Below are 16597 nucleotides of genomic sequence, written 5' to 3'. Positions count from 1 at the left end.
AATGATTCAAATCCAGTAAAAAATCAAAAAAGGGGTTCGGAATGAGACTATTCCGAACCCCTTTTGTCTACAAACTGGAGGCCCCGTCAAACTGACGAGGCCTTTTCAAATAACATTATTATTTTTTCGCCTTCACTTTTCCGGACCATTTTTTAAACCCGCCCTGCAGGTGTGAAAGGTCTTTGTAGCCTTTGCGGTGCAGAAACTGGGCAGCTCGCGCACTTCTCATGCCGCTTTGGCAATATAAGTAGACTGGCTTGTCCGGACGCAATTCTTTCATGCGCATTTTCATTTGTGAAAGCGGTATATTGCGTGCGCCTAAAATATGGCCGTTTTCAAATTCATTTGGTTCGCGAACATCGATTAATTGGGCTTTTCTATAGCCTTCTCTAAACTGGTCTTCAGTAAGCGTTTTAACAATTCGGCGCTGATAAAACCATGTTATGACAGAATAGGTAATGATTGCACCCAAAATGATAAGAATGAAATAAAGTGTTTCCAATATGTCTTTCTCCTTTCACACATAGGTAAGCCAACTAATATTATATAAGTCTTTCCTGATTGGAGTAAAGGAAATCTGGTAAATTTGTTATGGAAATTCAACTTGCTTTAATTTTCATTGGAATTTTGTTAGACTAATAACCGCAAATGACAAGTTAAAGAAATTGAAAATGAGGGTTACATATGACTAAAGAAGTTTGGCGGTTTATCGATTCAGGAGAAGGTTCACCTTCTTTTAATATGGCTTTGGATGAAGCCTTGCTTGATTGGAACAGTGAGGGGAAGATGCCACCTGTAATCCGGTTTTACGGCTGGAATCCCGCAACTCTTTCAATCGGATACTTCCAAAAGGCTGAAAAAGAAATAGATATGGAAGCAGTGAAGCAGCATGGCCTGGGGTTCGTCCGCAGACCAACAGGTGGAAGAGGGGTGCTGCACGAACATGAACTCACATACAGTGTTATCGTTCCTGAATTCCACCCGGAAATGCCGAGTACAGTAACTGAAGCATACAGAGTCATTTCTGAAGGAATTCTAAAAGGTTTTCACGCCTTGGGAATGGAAGCTTATTTCGCCGTACCAAAGACGGCTGAAGAAAGAGACTCTCTAAAAAATCCAAGATCTGCTGTTTGTTTTGATGCCCCAAGCTGGTATGAACTTGTTGTAGAAGGCCGTAAAGTTGCAGGGAGTGCACAAACAAGACAGAAAGGTGTAATCCTTCAGCATGGCTCTATTTTGCTTGATTTGGATGAAGACAAGCTGTTCAGCTTGTTCAAATATCCTAATGACCGGGTAAAAGAGAGAATGCAAAAGGCTTTTAAAAATAAAGCTGTTGCCATAAATGAGCTGACAGCAGAAAATATTACTCTTGAACAGGCTAAGGCAGCTTTCAAGAAAGGGTTTGAGGAAGGCCTTGACATTGTACTGGAACCTTACGAGCTTTCAGATGAAGAGATGGCATATGTACAAAAAATCGCAAAAGAACGATATGAAAGCGATGACTGGAACTATAAGAGATAAAAGCGGATAAGTCGCTTTTTCTCTTTTTTTAATGAATAATTTTCCAATTACTGCTCTGAAAAAGTGCAAGCTTCAAAATATGTTAAAATTTATCGTTAATTGTCGGAAATCGGCTGTTAACTCTGTTTTTCTTTAAATTTTAGTATATTTTAAGTTTGACAAAATCAGATTCAGTTGAATCAGACACAATATGTAGTGGTGTCGAAAATATTTAGGACACTATATATTGATTTTGAGGTTTGAGTTATGGTAACTTTAGGGTACTCTTTTAAAACAGATAGATTTACCCTATCTGACAGAATACTTACACACATTAATTAGATAATTGAATTTAGAAGGAGTTGTAACAATGTCTGTTGCTCTAGGACAAAAAATGAAATTGAACATTGAACGTTTAAACAAGGACATCCGTCTCTTTCCTCAGGTTCACCCAGTAACCTCAGATATGAAAATGACCCACAAAGGTGTTTCCCGCTTGGTTATGCTAGATCGCTATACCTTCAAAGACACCGAGAAAGTGACACTCACAAACGGTGACTTCGTTGTCCTCACCATTAAGGAAGATCCCAAATTTCCTGCACGCGGCTTAGGCTATATCCTCGATATTGACTGGGAAAACAAGACAGCCAAGGTTTTAGTAGAGGAAGATTACAGAGGGGTGCTGGATGATCCGGAAGAAACGAGAACAGGCATTATTACAAAGCCTCTTGATGTAATCGAGAAGCCTTTGGAAATCTTCTATGAGCAAATCGCCAAGCGTAACGCAACAGGCCTTGCATCGGTGGAGAAGACCGAAGAAAAGAGAAAAGAGTGGTTTGAGAAGTTCTATCAGGAATTGAAAAATCTTAATTTCATTCCGGCTGGCCGCGTGCTGTATGGAGCTGGTGCTGACACAGATGTTACGTACTTCAACTGCTACGTAATGCCATTCGTGCAGGATTCCCGTGAAGGAATCTCCGAGCACCGCAAGCAGGTAATGGAGATCATGAGCCGCGGCGGCGGAGTAGGGACAAACGGTTCAACTCTGAGACCTCGTAATACACTGGCCAAAGGTGTAAACGGCAAATCCTCCGGTTCGGTTTCATGGCTGGATGATATTGCGAAGCTTACACACCTGGTGGAGCAGGGGGGATCCCGCAGAGGTGCGCAGATGATTATGCTATCCGATTGGCATCCGGATATTATCGAATTCATCATCTCGAAAATGCAAAACCCGAGAATTTTACGCTTCCTGCTTGAAAATACAAATGATGAAACAATAAGAAAATATGCTAAAGAAAAATTAAAATTTACTCCATTTAATGAACAGGAAATTGCCATGTACCAGGGCATTATTAATTATAAAAGTATTCCAGGCTATGGCGGCTTCAGTGAAAACATCATAAAAGATGCTGAGGAGAAGCTGGCGGCTGGCGGTACTTATAGTGTTCATAACTCTGAGTTCCTTACAGGAGCAAACATTTCAGTCTGCCTCACGAAAGAATTTATGAATGCGGTTGAAAATGATGCAGAATATGAGCTTCGTTTCCCGGATGTTGAATCCTATGATGCTGAAACGATGAAAACATACAACGAAGAATGGCATAAAGTCGGTGATGTCAGAGAGTGGGAAAAACTAGGCTATAAAGTCCGTGTTCACCGTAAAATTAAAGCGAAAGAGCTTTGGAACCTGATTAACATTTGTGCAACATACTCAGCTGAACCAGGCATTTTCTTTATCGATAACGCAAACGACATGACAAATGCACAGGCATACGGACAAAGGGTTGTAGCTACAAACCCTTGTGGCGAGCAGCCTCTGGCGCCAAATTCTGTATGCAACCTTGCAGCAGTAAATCTTGCAGAAATGGCAGATAAAGAAAATAAAACTGTTAATTTTGAAAAGCTGAAGCGTACTGTTGAAGTGGGTGTACGGATGCAGGACAACGTAATAGATGCTACACCATACTTCCTTGAAGAGAACAAAAAGCAGGCATTAGGCGAGCGACGAGTTGGTCTTGGCGTTATGGGGCTTCATGATCTGCTCATCTATTGTGAAACAGAATATGGCTCTGAAGAAGGCAACGTGCTGATTGATAAAGTCTTTGAAACCATTGCTACATCAGCATACAAAGCTTCTGTAAAGCTTGCGGAGGAAAAAGGAAGCTTCCCGTTCTTAACAGGCGGCACTCCTGAAGAAACAAATCGCCTGCGCAAAGCTTTTACCGAAACAGGCTTCATGCAGAAAATGCCTGAGGATATCCGTGCTTCTATTTTAGAAAGCGGAATCCGCAATTCACATCTTCTAACCGTTGCTCCTACGGGATCCACAGGAACAATGGTTGGAGTTTCTACTGGCCTTGAACCATATTTCTCCTTCTCATACTTCAGAAGCGGCCGCTTAGGCAAGTTCATTGAAGTGAAGGCAGATATTGTTCAGGAATATTTAGACCGCAATCCGGATGCAGATCCTGAAAATCTGCCTGAATGGTTTATAGCAGCGATGGATCTGGCTCCAGAAGCGCACGCAGATGTCCAATGTGTGATTCAGCGCTGGATCGACAGCTCGATCAGTAAAACTGTCAACGCACCAAAAGGCTATAGTGTGGAACAGGTTGAGAAGGTGTATGAACGTTTATACCGCGGCGGTGCAAAGGGCGGTACAGTATATGTGGACGGATCACGTGATTCTCAAGTATTGACGCTAAAAGCTGAAGAGAACAGCTTTGATGGTACTGATACAGTCAAGAAAGAAAAATCAAAGCAGCATGTAGTGCTGGTTGATACAATCAGCGACCTGCGTTCAACCGATGTAACAATCGGTTCTGAAGTAGGCAATACATGTCCGGTATGCCGCAAAGGAAAAGTCAAAGAAATCGGCGGCTGCAATACTTGCACAAACTGTAATGCCCAGCTGAAATGCGGTTTATAAAAATGGCTGTTTTTGCAAGGGTTGTTGCTATTTTTAAATTATTTACTGAGTTGATTGGAGCGGAAGGTGCGAGATCCTCGAAAATGCAACCGCATTTTCTTCGTGCGGTGTTTTTTCCGGGAAGCTTATTCAACGTCCTGCGGGAGTAGCTGGACAGGTGAGACCCCGCAGACGCGCAGTGTCGAGGAGGCTCACCGCCTGCCCCGCGGTTCGCTGAGCATCCTGTAGCGGAAATCAACGGGCAGCATTGGTAGGCGAAAAACAAAAATTTATACGAAAAAAGCCATAAAAATAAATAAAACGAATGAGAGAAGATGGAAATAATTGTTCCATCTTCTTTTTTTGCTGTTGGATTATTTGGCTCATACTACAGTCATAGAGTTCATCCGAAATTATAAAACGGCAGGACAAATTGACAAAGAGAGGTTATTCCAATGAAGCCATTTATCCCACAGCTCGTTTATATAGAGCCTCAAGCACTTGAGTATCCATTAGGAAGAGAGCTAAAGGAAAAATTTGAGAAAATGAATATAGAAATCAGGGAAACAACTTCACATAATCAGGTGAGGAATATTCCTGGCGATAATGAATTGCAGAAATACCGCAATTCTAAATCCACTTTAGTAGTAGGGATCAGACGGACTCTGAAATTTGATACATCCAAGCCTTCTGCAGAATACGCCATCCCCCTTGCTACTGGCTGCATGGGTCACTGTCATTATTGCTATTTGCAAACCACCCTTGGCAGCAAGCCGTATATCCGGACGTATGTAAACCTTGAAGAAATTTTTGATCAGGCCACTAAATATATGGAAGAGCGCAAGCCGGAGCTGACACGCTTTGAAGCTGCGTGTACTTCCGATATAGTAGGGATTGACCACCTGACACATTCACTGAAGAAAACGATTGAATTTATCGGTCAGACTGAATACGGCCAGCTTCGGTTTGTCACCAAGTACCATCATGTCGATCATTTGCTGGATGCGAAACATAATGGGAAAACCCGGTTCCGATTTAGTGTCAATTCCCGCTATGTAATAAAAAACTTTGAGCCGGGTACTTCCTCATTTGATGACCGGCTTGAAGCTGCCCGAAAAGTAGCCAATGCAGGCTATCCGCTTGGCTTTATCGTAGCACCCATTTATATGCACGATGATTGGCGTGAAGGCTACCATGAACTGTTTCAAAGGTTAAGCAGTTCACTCGATGGCATCAATCTGAATGGCTTAACTTTTGAATTAATCCAGCATAGATTTACGAAACCGGCAAAAAAAGTAATTGAAAAACGCTACCCAAAAACAAAGCTTGAAATGGATGAAGAAAAGCGAAAATATAAGTGGGGAAGATATGGTATAGGCAAGTATGTTTATCCGACAGATGAAGCAAAGGATCTGGAACATACAATCAGGGAGTATATCCATTCTTATTTTCCAGAGGCAGAAGTGCAATATTTTACTTAATTATGAAATTTTGCTTGTCAGCCGTACTATTTTAAAAAGCTCCTGATTAAAGATGTATAAGTAAAGGTTCCTCTATGAGCAAGTACATCGACAGGAGTGGCTTACATGTATATAGATGGTGTTTTTTCAGGAGGAGGCATCAAAGGATTTGCCTTAATCGGCGCATATGAAGCAGTTCATAAAAGGGGATTTCGCTTCAAGCGGGTTGCTGGTACTAGTGCAGGATCCATTGTGGCTGCATTAATAGCTGCTAATTATACAAGTGAGGAAATATATCGGCTCGTCGATGAATTTGAAGTCAAAAAGCTTCTTGATGAAAGAAAAACATTTATCCCCTTTGCAGTCGGAAAATGGCTTAATCTATATTGGCATCTGGGATTATATAAAGGATCTGAGCTTGAAAGCTGGATGGCTCAGAAACTTGGCGATAGGGGAATCAGGACATTTTCAGATCTGCCGCCGCAATCGCTGAGAGTCATTGCGTCAGACCTGACAAATGGAAGATTGATGGTACTTCCGGATGATCTTGTGCATTATGGTATTGATCCAGTTTCATTTCCGGTAGCAAAAGCGATCAGGATGAGCTGCAGCCTCCCGTATTTTTTTGAGCCGGTCAAGCTAAATGGCTTTAGCAGCACAAGTGTCATCGTGGATGGCGGGGTTTTAAGCAATTTCCCGATGTGGCTTTTTGATAAGGAAAATGTGAAAAAGACCAGGCCGGTGCTCGGGATAAAGTTAAGTCATAACTTAAGCGAACGGCCCCCGAAAAAAATCGATAACGCCATACAAATGTATGCGGCGCTTTTTGAAACGATGAAGGACGCGCATGATGCAAGATACATCTCGAGAAAACATGCACAAAATATTATTTTCATTCCGACCGACGGTGTACTGACTGCGGAATTCAATATAACCGAGCAGAAGAAAAAAGATCTTCTGGAGCATGGCAGGCAATGTGCGGAGCAGTTTTTTACCTCATGGAGCTATTAATTAGAAATCTCAACTAAAAAATCGAGCCTGGATTAAAGGGAGGCTCGATTTTTCTTTTTGCCTTTTTTGCCTTCTATGACTGTCAAATGTGGAGAAGACTTTTTTTTGGACTTTTTTATAGAAGTTATGGAACCGACAGATCCTTTTCTTCCATTAGCAGTGCCAGATTCTTTATTATTAAAGCGTCTTTTTGATTTTTTGGCTGCTTTTATAAAAGCTCGCTGCTCTCGCTTTGAGGGATTAGACCTGTTAAAGCGCTGAAAAAGAAAGTATACAACAGCTCCAATGATGACAATGACAGCTATTCTCTGCAAAAAACCGGCAGGATTTGAGATCAGGCTGACGGCAACTCCGATAACAGCTAGAATTATAAGACCGGAGACAATATAAAATGCAAATGGTTTTTTCAAGAAAGCCACCTCCCTAAAAGCATGATGAGCAATTTTATAAGCTTTTAAACTCTATAAGCTAAAGTTTATCGAAATAATTATGAAAGCTGTCTTCATTTTTTTATTTTCCTATTTCTTTACAATTTAAACAGAAGAACATTAACTTTTGATAAGTCTTTAGTAAGGTTTTCCATAGTATCGAGAAAAATGCTTATACTTAAATTTATGCTGTGCACCCCAGTTCCGGAACTCGCATAGCCGGAAAAGCACAAAATTAAAGAGCTTCATCCTTAATTATTTTATTCGACTTAAAATCTCATAAAACCTCTATATAACAGGAAAATATATTAAAATTATGAACAGTTTTTGCAGCAGAAATTATCCCGGCCGCTTTTATTTAAAATTGGATGCAATGGAATAATTGTGTGTGGACATAATAGAAAAAGGAGGTGGCGCAAAGTGGCAGAAGAAAAAGAGCGCTTGGAACAGGATCAAAGGGAAAAACCGATGTCTTTTATGACAATGGTGGTCATTACCGGACTGGTTGGAGGCATTCTTTGGAGCGGTCTGGCCTATCTTGCTTATGTGTTTAATTTCACGGAAATTCGCCCTAATGTCATTCTCGAGCCCTGGACGATTGGAGCCTGGAAAGAGGGATGGCTTGGAACACTGATTTCAATTTTCCTGATCGGGGGAGTATCTATTATTGCTGCCCTTATCTATTATGCGGCGCTGCGGAAATTCCAAAGTATTTTCGTGGGGGCTGGCTATGGAGTTGCCCTTTTTTTACTGGTGTTTTTTGTTCTCAATCCAATCTTCCCTGGAATCAGCCCGTTTTGGGATCTTGAGAGAAATACAATTATTACATCACTTTGTTTCTATATTTTATTTGGCGTATTCGTAGGATATTCCATTTCATATGAAGCTCAAGAACTCAGAGGCAAAACCGAAGATGAAAAAAAGGCCCGCACAGATCCGGATTTAATCTAATGGCTAAGAGTCAGACTTTGTATTTGCAGATTAAAGCAAAATGAAGAACGGTTATAGCACGGGAATAATGAAAAATAATACGAATAGCGCTATACATCAGAACTGTATGAAATTTTGCTTTATGATAGAATGTTCTTAAGTGGACATTCTTTTTCAGTGCTTTCATCTGGATGTTAAATTGAAGGAGAAGCCTGTAAGCAATTGTTAAAAAAGGGGGTTGAATATGGGGAAAATACTCCTGTTAAATGGGCCGAATTTAAACCTGCTCGGCAAAAGGGAACCAGGTGTTTATGGAAAAGAAACACTGGGTCAGCTGGAGCAAAATATGAAAGCATTGGGTGCTTCATATGAGACAGAAGTAATCTGTTTTCAGTCAAATCACGAAGGTGAACTCATTGACAGGCTTCACCTTGCCAATGAAGATGGCACACAGGGTATAATTTTCAATCCCGGGGCATTTACTCATTATAGTTACGCAATAAGGGATGCTGTTGCAGGAATCCAGGTTCCTGTGATCGAAGTACATATTTCAAATGTTCATGCCAGGGAAGAATTCAGGCATATTTCTGTCATTGCACCCGCTGCAATGGGCCAGATAGTCGGCCTTGGATTTAAAGGGTATGATCTGGCATTTTATGCATTAATGGATTTTGTCAAGGGGAGAGGATAAAATGGAGAAAATACAAAAATTACGTGCACGCTTTACAGAGTCAGGTATAGATGGGATGCTGATTACCAGCAATTACAATCGCCGTTATATGACTGGTTTTACCGGTTCATCGGGCGTGGTTCTAATCAGTGCGGATAACGCGCTCTTTATAACCGATTTCCGCTACACGGAACAGGCTGCTAAACAATGTGAAGGGTATGAAATTGTAAAGCATACTGGTGCCATTCCGGAAGAAATCGCCAAACAGGCAGAACAGCTTGGGATTAAAAAGCTTGGTTTTGAAGAGAATCATGTAACCTTTTCATCCTATAAAGCCTATGAAAAAGCTGTTAATGCCGAGCTTGTCCCTGTTTCTGACACTATTGAAAAGTTACGCTTGATAAAGACCGATTCAGAGATTAAGATAATAAAGGTGGCGGCAGACATTGCAGATGCTGCGTTTAAACATATTCTTGATGTCATTCGGCCAGGTATTACGGAACTGGAAGTTTCGAATGAATTAGAATTCTTTATGAGAAAAGCGGGTGCAGATTCATCATCGTTTGACATTATCGTAGCATCCGGGTACCGTTCTGCTCTTCCGCATGGAGTTGCCAGTGATAAAGTTATTGCAAAAGGCGATTTTGTCACTTTGGACTTCGGCGCTTATTATAAGGGGTATGTTTCAGATATTACCCGTACAGTTGCTGTTGGAGAACCGGAAGATAAACTGAAAGAAATCTATACCATTGTGCAGGAAGCCCAGGAGCGGGGAATGGAAGGTATCAAACCTGGAATGAGCGGCAAAGAAGCAGATGCCTTAACTCGTGATTATATTGCTGGTAAAGGCTATGGCGAATATTTTGGCCATTCTACCGGACACGGGATCGGCCTTGAAGTGCATGAAGGTCCTGCATTATCATTTAAGTCTGATGTTATCCTTGAACCCGGAATGATTGTAACGGTGGAGCCTGGCATTTACATACCGGGACTTGGCGGTGTCCGCATTGAGGATGATACAGTCATAACGAATGATCATAATGAAACGCTTACTCATTCTACTAAAGAATTGATTATTCTTTAATTGTACACATTAGGAGGACAAACTTATGATTTCAGTAAATGATTTTCGTACGGGATTGACGATTGAAGTTGATAACGGAATTTGGCGTGTAATGGATTTCCAGCACGTAAAACCAGGAAAAGGAGCGGCTTTTGTACGTTCCAAATTACGCAACCTTCGCACAGGCGCGATTCAGGAAAAAACCTTCCGTGCAGGTGAAAAAGTAGGGAAAGCTCAGATCGATAACCGTAAAATGCAGTACCTTTATGCAAATGGAGATCAGCATGTTTTCATGGACAATGAGTCTTATGAGCAAATCGAGCTGCCTGCATCAGCAATTGAGTATGAATTAAAGTTTTTAAAAGAAAACATGGAAGTTGCTATTATGCTTTATCATGGAGAGTCTCTTGGAATCGAGCTTCCTAACTCTGTTGAGCTTACAGTAACAGAAACAGAACCAGGCATTAAAGGGGATACTGCATCCGGCGGAACAAAGCCTGCAACAGTTGAAACCGGCCTGATTGTGCAAGTTCCTTTCTTTGTTAACGAAGGGGATAAACTAATCATCAATACAACTGATGGTTCATACGTATCGCGTGCTTAGTTTTAAAAAAAATCCCGAGAAATCGGGATTTTTTTTTATCCTTTATATTTCCTGCCTTCTGCGCCGGGGGATATGTCAGTGTCATTGCGATTATTATAATCAGTATCAGATGTGGGAGCAGTTCTGTTATCGCGGGTTCCGCCCAGATAAGCCCTGTCGCCTTTTTTCTGGTTTTTTAAAAATTCATCTAAATTTTCATTCATCCAATAACCTCTTTTCTATAAAATTGCTCAGTGCCGCCTTATTAGTATTTGCTTCTTCACTGCGATTATAAGCCGAAGATTTCCTAGCTGTAGAAAATGAAATCTGCCGTGATGTAGCTTTTGATTTCTATTGTTCCCGGCTGGATAGGTGTGCTGGCGGCACTTTTAACAAAAGCGGAGGATTGAAAAGAGACAGGCTGCACCATGCCTGAATTACCTTCTGAAACGGATACTGGAGTACTGATTAATTGGACTCTTAGTGAAGAAGCGATTGTTTCTGCCTTTCTATAAGCATCCATTATGGCCATGCTTAGTGCCTGCTGATACAATTCCTGCTGGTTTTCTGTTTCAAACGTAATTCCTCTTACCGTATTTGCGCCGCTGTCTACTGCTGTATCCACTACAAGTCCTGTATTTTCAATCTCATCGGCCGTAATGTTCAGTATATGCTCAACCTTGTACCCGCGGAAAATTTGCTTGCCATCCACAAAATCATACTGCGGAAAAATGGAGAAATCTGCCGTTTGAATTTGTTTATCTGTTATTCCAATTGCATTAAGAGCCTTTTTGACATTTGAAATGGCAGCAGCATTCTGCTCCTGTGCCTTCTGAAGCTCCTGGTCTTCTGTTAAAACACCCAGCTTTATATTAGCCTCATCTGGCTGTACAGCTATCTTTCCTTCACCTGAAACCCTTAAAGTATTTGGCTTGGATCTTTCATGGCTTCCAGCCTGCACAGTATTGCGGACGAATGGCTGATAATAATACATAACTTTCTCACCCCGCTTTTATGAATGTATCTTTCTAGAATTACGCGGGAGAAAGAGAGAAAATGCTCATAATATTAATGCCAGCTATAATTCATCAGTCCGGCAATTTTTTTCGGTATATCCGTATTCTCCAGCACTCCTGTAAAAGTTTCACTCCCATTGCCATAAGCAAATAAAGGAATCATATTGCCTGTATGACCGCCGGTTGAGCTTAGAGATCTTACTGTATCCGTTAAAATTCCCCCATGATATTTCTCAGCAATCAGGCTTCCTATTTCCCATGCTGCTAAATATTGAGGATAAACCTTGCTGTCTGTGTTCATTAGCTTTCCATTAAACGCTTCAATCTCCTGCTGAGTTAAATCAATATTCGCATACTTTTTTAAAACACCCTTCACACTTTCAGATCGATAAATGCCCCTATCTTCATCTCTTGCCAATTGGCTGACCATATACTGCGGTGTCGCCTTGATTTCCTTTAAATGCTGTATCTCCAGCGGCTCTGATGCTGATATTCCCATAGTCTCATGATCTGCTACCACCAAAACAAGTGTTTCTTTGTCCTTTTTTGCCCATTCAACTGCATATTTGACAGCTTCATCAAATTCAATGGTTTCTTTCCAGATGCTTGTAATATCACCTGCGTGCGAAGCATGATCAATTCTTGCCCCTTCCGCCATGAGGAAAAATCCCTGTTCTCCTTTTGCGAGTACATCGATCGCTTTTTCAGTCATTTCTTTTAAGCTGGGTTCTTTGCTGTTCAGTAAAGGCCGGTCCAGTTTAAAGCTCATATATCCGTCATTAAACAAGCCGAGCAGCTTTGAGGCTTTGGCATTCAGCAATTCATCCCGATTCCGGGCATAAGTATATCCATATTGCTTAGCCTCTTTTATTAAATCTCTCCCGCTTTGCTTTTCCGGTTTGAAGTATGATCTGCCGCCTCCCATCAGCACATCCACTCCGGATTTTAGCTGCTGGCGTGCAATTTCCTCCTGTCCGGACCATCTGTTGGCAACACTTGCTGTAAAGGCAGCGGGTGTTGCATCTGTAACTGTATTGGTGGATATCACCCCTGCTTTTTTATCGTTTTTCTTGAATAAATCAAGGATACTATCTGCTTCCTTCCCATCCGGCGTAACTCCGATCATCTCATTATTTGTTTTTTTTCCAATTGCAAGTGCCGTACCGCCGGCAGCTGAATCTGTCACAAAATTATTGGCAGATTCGGTATGCACCAATGCGGTGTGAGGCAGAGATTCCAGGAACAGCCGCCCGTCCTTTCCATATTGCAGTTTTCTTGCAATCTCAATCTGGCCAATTCCCATTCCATCGCCAATCATCAGAATGACATTTTGCGGTCCGTTTGTATTTCTCTGATGAGCTATTCCTTCTGCAGGTAAGAAACCAAGAACGATCAGGTGAAAAATAACAATAATGTAAATGCATTTTGCTTTCATAAATGGCACCGGCCTTTCTCTATGTTCTTTTTGAATTATTTTTTGAAGAAAGATATTTTTTTACTCAGGCAAAAGCTTGTACTAATTAAATGTGAAGCTTTCAAATCTATGTCATATTGTTTTGCCGCAGGCATACATTTTAAATAATGAGAAGCTAGTCCGAAATCAGATTGGGAAATGGAGGAGCAGACTTGGAAACGATTATAGCCTTTTTGCCGAAAAAAATTGCCGAACAATTACAGAGAATCCCTCCGAAAATCTTAAAGGATCTGGAGGAAATCAGGGTACGCATTTCGAGGCCTATTGAGCTGACAGCAAGGGGAGTACCGCATTTTCTCCCTTATATAGTTGATTCAGAGGATGCCGTGCATTTATTGAATAAAATTAGTCATTTCTCGATTTACACACTCGAGGAAGAGCTAAAAAGAGGTTATATCACGATTGAGGGCGGCCATCGGGTTGGACTTGCCGGAAAGGTCATTCTTGAGCAAGGCAAGGTTAAGGCGATCAGGGATATTTCCTCTTTTAACATTAGAATTGCCAGAGAGAAAGTTGGGATTGCCCAAACGCTGATTCCGAGGATTTACAGGGATGGCTGGCTGCATACGATGATTATTGGACCGCCGCAGACTGGTAAAACCACATTGCTCCGCGATATTGCAAGAATCATTTCATCTGGTGATCCAGGCAGTGGCCTTCCTGCGAGTAAGGTTGGGATTGTGGATGAACGCTCCGAAATCGCAGGATGTGTGAATGGGATCCCGCAGATGACTTTTGGAAACAGAATTGATGTCCTGGATGCCTGTCCCAAAGCTGAGGGCATGATGATGATGATTCGTTCCATGAGCCCCGAGGTTCTCGTTGTCGATGAAATTGGCAGGCATGAAGATGCAGACGCCATAATGGAGGCAGTAAATGCCGGAATAAAGCTGATTATGACTACACATGGAAATTCCCTGGAGGAAATTAAGAGGCGCCCGACTTTACAGGCCGTACTTGAAATGGGCGTTTTTCAGCGATTTATTGAATTGAGCAGAAAAGATGGGCCTGGCAGCATTGACTGCATACGAAACACAGACGGTGCAGGATATCAGCAACAAGCGGGCGTGATGTAAATGATGAAGCTTATTGGAGCTGTTTTGATCATCATTGCAACAACATGGACAGGGTTTGAAGCTTCAAGGCACCTGACCGAACGGCCGCGCCAGCTTCGTCAGCTTAAATCGGCACTGCAGTCCTTGGAGGCTGAAATTATGTATGGCCATACACCTCTTCATGAAGCAGCCAGACGGCTTTCTGCCCAGCTTTCCAAGCCTTTATCCTGGTTCTTTGAATCCTTTGCAAAAAAACTGACTGATTCCGAGACGACAGTAAAGGACGCCTGGGAAGAAAGCTTGACGGAAATATGGAAAATGACCGCCTTTAAACAAGGGGAATTCGAGATCATGAAGCAATTTGGCGAAACACTTGGAAGACATGACCGTCTTTCTCAGCAAAAGCAGATCATGCTGACCCTCACCCACCTGGAACGTGAAGAAGCTGATGCACATGACAGACAAGTGAAATACGAGAGAATGGTCAAAAGTCTGGGGTTTTTATCCGGATTGCTCTTAATCATTTTACTAATGTAGGAAATGCCGGCTTGATTTGCCGGACGCTGATCAGAGCTTAGGGGGAGAAAAGATGGGCTTAGAGGTAGATATCATATTCAAGATTGCGGGTGTGGGAATTGTTGTAGCCTTTTTGCATACTATTCTGGATCAGGTGGGCAAAAAAGAATACGCCCAATGGGTAACACTTTTCGGATTTATTTATATCTTATTTATGGTTGCTTCCATTGTAGATAACCTTTTCCAAAAAATTAAATCAGTCTTCTTGTTTCAGGGATAAAAGGGGGGCTCAGCCATTGAAATTCTCCAGATAGTCGGATTTTCGCTTGTTGCCACGTTCCTTGCGCTGATTGTTAAGGAGCAAAAGCCTAATTTTGCCTTTTTGCTGATTGTTTTTGTCGGCTGTGCCATCTTTCTCTTTCTGGTCGACCAAATATATGCCATTATCCATATGATTGAAAAGATTGCCGTCAATGCAAAGGTGAATATCGTCTATGTAGAAACCATTTTAAAGATAATCGGAATAGCTTATATAGCTGAATTTGCTGCACAAATTACCAAAGATGCAGGACAGGGAGCCATTGCAGCAAAAATCGAAATGGGCGGGAAAATTCTTATCCTTGCCATGGCCATTCCAATCCTTACTGTATTAATCGAAACCATTATTCGCATGATTCCGAGCTAGCCGTCTGTCTCCTGAAAATTACAGCAGCCGGACTGGACAAGCACATATTGCTGGAATTAGAGAGGGTCCTTTAAAAGAGGTGAAAAAATGAAGCAGAGGATGCAGAAAATTTTAGGGTTCAGTTTATTTCTATTCTTTTTCCTGGCACCAATTGTACAAGCCTCACCTAAGACCGGCGAAGCAGAAGAAACGATATCCCCGCAGGATTTAATTGAATCCCAGGTGGATAAGTTAGATCTTAATGAATTAAAGGGATTTTGGGAAGATATCACAACAGAGTATGGAGGTTTTTTGCCCGAGAGCCAAAAGGGGAGTCTCTATGAATTCATAAAGGGAGAAAAGGAATTTTCACTAAAAGAGTGGGCTGGCGGCGCGATGAAGTTTGTATTCCATGAGTTTATAGTCAACGGGAAACTGCTTGGAACTCTGATATTGCTGACGGTATTCAGCATGTTCCTGCAGTCGCTGCAGAATTCATTTGAAAAAAGCACTGTCAGTAAAGCCGCCTATTCAATCGTCTTCATGGTGTTGATTATTATCGCGCTGAATAGCTTCCATGTAGCGATCACTTACACGGAAGAAACCATTTCAACCATGGTGTCATTCATAATGGCTCTCATACCTCTGCTGCTTGCGCTGATTGCTTCTTCGGGGGGGTTGGTATCTGCAGCATTTTTCCACCCGGTGATACTGTTCTTGATGAATGTCAGCGGGTTATTTATCCAGTATGTCATTCTTCCGCTTCTATTTTTATCAGCCCTGTTAAGCATTGTCAGCACATTGTCAGAACACTATAAGGTAACTCAGCTTGCCAATCTGCTCCGGAATTGGAGCATTGGACTTCTTGGGATGTTCCTGACGGTCTTTCTCGGAGTTATATCAGTTCAGGGAGCATCTGCAGCGGTTACCGATGGAATTACCATCCGTACAGCAAAATTTATTACGGGGAATTTTATTCCGGTCATTGGAAGGATGTTTACAGATGCAACAGATACCGTAATCAGCGCATCGGTGCTTTTGAAAAATACTGTCGGGATAGCAGGAGTAGCCATTCTCCTTATTATTGCAGCTTTTCCTGCAATCAAAATTTTAATGATTGCGTTTATATATAAATTTGCGGCAGCGATTTTGCAGCCGTTGGGAGGAGGGCCGATCATATCCTGCCTGGATATAATCAGCAAGAGCATCATCTATGTTTTTGCAGCTCTGGCCATTGTTTCCCTGATGTTTTTCCTTAGCATTACGGTTATTATAGCGGCCGGCAATTTGACCATGATGGTCAGGTAGGGAGGGAA

The 16597-nt window shown here is 41.8% G+C and carries 18 protein-coding genes; 13 read left to right on the top strand and 5 right to left on the bottom strand.

The features are described from left to right. Window positions 1-118 precede the first annotated feature (118 nt). The gene (locus ACTHRG_RS17710) at window positions 119-502 is read right to left on the bottom strand and encodes a rhodanese-like domain-containing protein (protein ID WP_035329981.1); all 384 of its coding nucleotides are present in this window, start codon (window positions 500-502) and stop codon (window positions 119-121) included. A 182-nt stretch (window positions 503-684) separates the two neighbouring features. Here ACTHRG_RS17710 and ACTHRG_RS17705 point away from each other — a divergent pair, with 182 nt between their 5' ends. The 4 genes from ACTHRG_RS17705 (at window position 685) to ACTHRG_RS17690 (ending at window position 6882) form a co-directional block, all read left to right on the top strand. Next, the gene (locus ACTHRG_RS17705) at window positions 685-1521 is read left to right on the top strand and encodes a lipoate--protein ligase family protein (RefSeq protein ID WP_440231690.1); all 837 of its coding nucleotides are present in this window, start codon (window positions 685-687) and stop codon (window positions 1519-1521) included. A gap of 349 nt (window positions 1522-1870) precedes the next feature. Next, complete coding sequence (locus ACTHRG_RS17700) at window positions 1871-4432, top strand: vitamin B12-dependent ribonucleotide reductase (protein ID WP_076258068.1); 2562 nt, start codon at window positions 1871-1873, stop codon at window positions 4430-4432. Window positions 4433-4866: 434 nt separating this feature from the next. Next, on the top strand, window positions 4867-5892 hold the full coding sequence (splB, locus tag ACTHRG_RS17695; RefSeq protein ID WP_076258069.1) for a spore photoproduct lyase: 1026 nt from the start codon (window positions 4867-4869) through the stop codon (window positions 5890-5892). Window positions 5893-5997: 105 nt separating this feature from the next. Continuing rightward, complete coding sequence (locus ACTHRG_RS17690) at window positions 5998-6882, top strand: patatin-like phospholipase family protein (protein WP_076258070.1); 885 nt, start codon at window positions 5998-6000, stop codon at window positions 6880-6882. Window positions 6883-6914: 32 nt separating this feature from the next. Here ACTHRG_RS17690 and ACTHRG_RS17685 read toward each other — a convergent pair whose 3' ends face one another. Continuing rightward, window positions 6915-7301 (bottom strand): SA1362 family protein, encoded by a 387-nt coding sequence (locus tag ACTHRG_RS17685; protein WP_286148378.1) that lies wholly within the window; start codon window positions 7299-7301, stop codon window positions 6915-6917. 429 nt (window positions 7302-7730) lie between these two features. On the opposite strand from ACTHRG_RS17685, the gene ACTHRG_RS17680 reads away from it, so the two are divergent. The 4 genes from ACTHRG_RS17680 to efp all read left to right on the top strand — a co-directional run bounded on the left by ACTHRG_RS17680 (window position 7731) and on the right by efp (window position 10577). Then, complete coding sequence (locus ACTHRG_RS17680; protein ID WP_076258072.1) at window positions 7731-8261, top strand: YqhR family membrane protein; 531 nt, start codon at window positions 7731-7733, stop codon at window positions 8259-8261. 223 nt (window positions 8262-8484) lie between these two features. Further along, on the top strand, window positions 8485-8931 hold the full coding sequence (gene aroQ, locus ACTHRG_RS17675) for a type II 3-dehydroquinate dehydratase (RefSeq protein ID WP_076258073.1): 447 nt from the start codon (window positions 8485-8487) through the stop codon (window positions 8929-8931). Window position 8932: 1 nt separating this feature from the next. Further along, window positions 8933-9994, top strand: coding sequence for a M24 family metallopeptidase (locus ACTHRG_RS17670; protein ID WP_076258074.1), 1062 nt, complete (start codon window positions 8933-8935; stop codon window positions 9992-9994). Between the two features lie 25 nt (window positions 9995-10019). Continuing rightward, complete coding sequence (gene efp, locus ACTHRG_RS17665) at window positions 10020-10577, top strand: elongation factor P (protein WP_076258075.1); 558 nt, start codon at window positions 10020-10022, stop codon at window positions 10575-10577. A 35-nt stretch (window positions 10578-10612) separates the two neighbouring features. On the opposite strand, the gene ACTHRG_RS17660 is transcribed toward efp, so the two are convergent. From ACTHRG_RS17660 to ACTHRG_RS17650, 3 genes are all read right to left on the bottom strand, one after another. Then, on the bottom strand, window positions 10613-10780 hold the full coding sequence (locus ACTHRG_RS17660) for a hypothetical protein (protein ID WP_175609092.1): 168 nt from the start codon (window positions 10778-10780) through the stop codon (window positions 10613-10615). Window positions 10781-10863: 83 nt separating this feature from the next. Next, entirely contained in the window at window positions 10864-11550 is a 687-nt protein-coding gene (locus ACTHRG_RS17655) for an SIMPL domain-containing protein (RefSeq protein WP_076258076.1), read from the bottom strand. Window positions 11551-11624: 74 nt separating this feature from the next. Continuing rightward, on the bottom strand, window positions 11625-13007 hold the full coding sequence (locus tag ACTHRG_RS17650) for an alkaline phosphatase (protein WP_440231689.1): 1383 nt from the start codon (window positions 13005-13007) through the stop codon (window positions 11625-11627). A gap of 191 nt (window positions 13008-13198) precedes the next feature. Here ACTHRG_RS17650 and spoIIIAA point away from each other — a divergent pair, with 191 nt between their 5' ends. The 5 genes from spoIIIAA (at window position 13199) to spoIIIAE (ending at window position 16589) form a co-directional block, all read left to right on the top strand. After that, a complete protein-coding gene (gene spoIIIAA, locus ACTHRG_RS17645; RefSeq protein ID WP_076258077.1) occupies window positions 13199-14122 on the top strand; it encodes a stage III sporulation protein AA in 924 nt (307 codons plus the stop codon). Continuing rightward, window positions 14123-14638, top strand: coding sequence for a stage III sporulation protein SpoIIIAB (gene spoIIIAB, locus ACTHRG_RS17640; RefSeq protein WP_076258078.1), 516 nt, complete (start codon window positions 14123-14125; stop codon window positions 14636-14638). A 52-nt stretch (window positions 14639-14690) separates the two neighbouring features. Then, entirely contained in the window at window positions 14691-14897 is a 207-nt protein-coding gene (gene spoIIIAC, locus ACTHRG_RS17635; RefSeq protein WP_009332905.1) for a stage III sporulation protein AC, read from the top strand. 15 nt (window positions 14898-14912) lie between these two features. Next, a complete protein-coding gene (gene spoIIIAD / locus ACTHRG_RS17630) occupies window positions 14913-15302 on the top strand; it encodes a stage III sporulation protein AD (protein ID WP_172581968.1) in 390 nt (129 codons plus the stop codon). An 87-nt stretch (window positions 15303-15389) separates the two neighbouring features. Further along, window positions 15390-16589 (top strand): stage III sporulation protein AE, encoded by a 1200-nt coding sequence (spoIIIAE, locus tag ACTHRG_RS17625; RefSeq protein ID WP_076258080.1) that lies wholly within the window; start codon window positions 15390-15392, stop codon window positions 16587-16589. Window positions 16590-16597 lie beyond the last annotated feature (8 nt).

It is taken from the genome of Cytobacillus sp. SAFR-174 (genome assembly GCF_051964675.1).
Classification (GTDB): domain Bacteria; phylum Bacillota; class Bacilli; order Bacillales; family Cytobacillaceae; genus Cytobacillus.
Note: the sequence above shows the minus strand (reverse complement) of the source record. Positions and strands in the feature narration are given on the sequence as shown.

Bases quoted from the DNA above. Each gene is read 5' to 3' on its own strand.
- ACTHRG_RS17705 (WP_440231690.1), top strand. From the start codon at position 685: ATGACTAAAGAAGTTTGGCGGTTTATCGATTCAGGAGAAGGTTCACCT.
- ACTHRG_RS17700 (WP_076258068.1), top strand. From the start codon at position 1,871: ATGTCTGTTGCTCTAGGACAAAAAATGAAATTGAACATTGAACGTTTA.
- splB (WP_076258069.1), top strand. From the start codon at position 4,867: ATGAAGCCATTTATCCCACAGCTCGTTTATATAGAGCCTCAAGCACTT.
- ACTHRG_RS17690 (WP_076258070.1), top strand. From the start codon at position 5,998: ATGTATATAGATGGTGTTTTTTCAGGAGGAGGCATCAAAGGATTTGCC.
- aroQ (WP_076258073.1), top strand. From the start codon at position 8,485: ATGGGGAAAATACTCCTGTTAAATGGGCCGAATTTAAACCTGCTCGGC.
- ACTHRG_RS17670 (WP_076258074.1), top strand. From the start codon at position 8,933: ATGGAGAAAATACAAAAATTACGTGCACGCTTTACAGAGTCAGGTATA.
- efp (WP_076258075.1), top strand. From the start codon at position 10,020: ATGATTTCAGTAAATGATTTTCGTACGGGATTGACGATTGAAGTTGAT.
- ACTHRG_RS17660 (WP_175609092.1), bottom strand. From the start codon at position 10,780: ATGAATGAAAATTTAGATGAATTTTTAAAAAACCAGAAAAAAGGCGAC.
- ACTHRG_RS17655 (WP_076258076.1), bottom strand. From the start codon at position 11,550: ATGTATTATTATCAGCCATTCGTCCGCAATACTGTGCAGGCTGGAAGC.
- ACTHRG_RS17650 (WP_440231689.1), bottom strand. From the start codon at position 13,007: ATGAAAGCAAAATGCATTTACATTATTGTTATTTTTCACCTGATCGTT.
- spoIIIAB (WP_076258078.1), top strand. From the start codon at position 14,123: ATGATGAAGCTTATTGGAGCTGTTTTGATCATCATTGCAACAACATGG.
- spoIIIAC (WP_009332905.1), top strand. From the start codon at position 14,691: ATGGGCTTAGAGGTAGATATCATATTCAAGATTGCGGGTGTGGGAATT.
- spoIIIAE (WP_076258080.1), top strand. From the start codon at position 15,390: ATGAAGCAGAGGATGCAGAAAATTTTAGGGTTCAGTTTATTTCTATTC.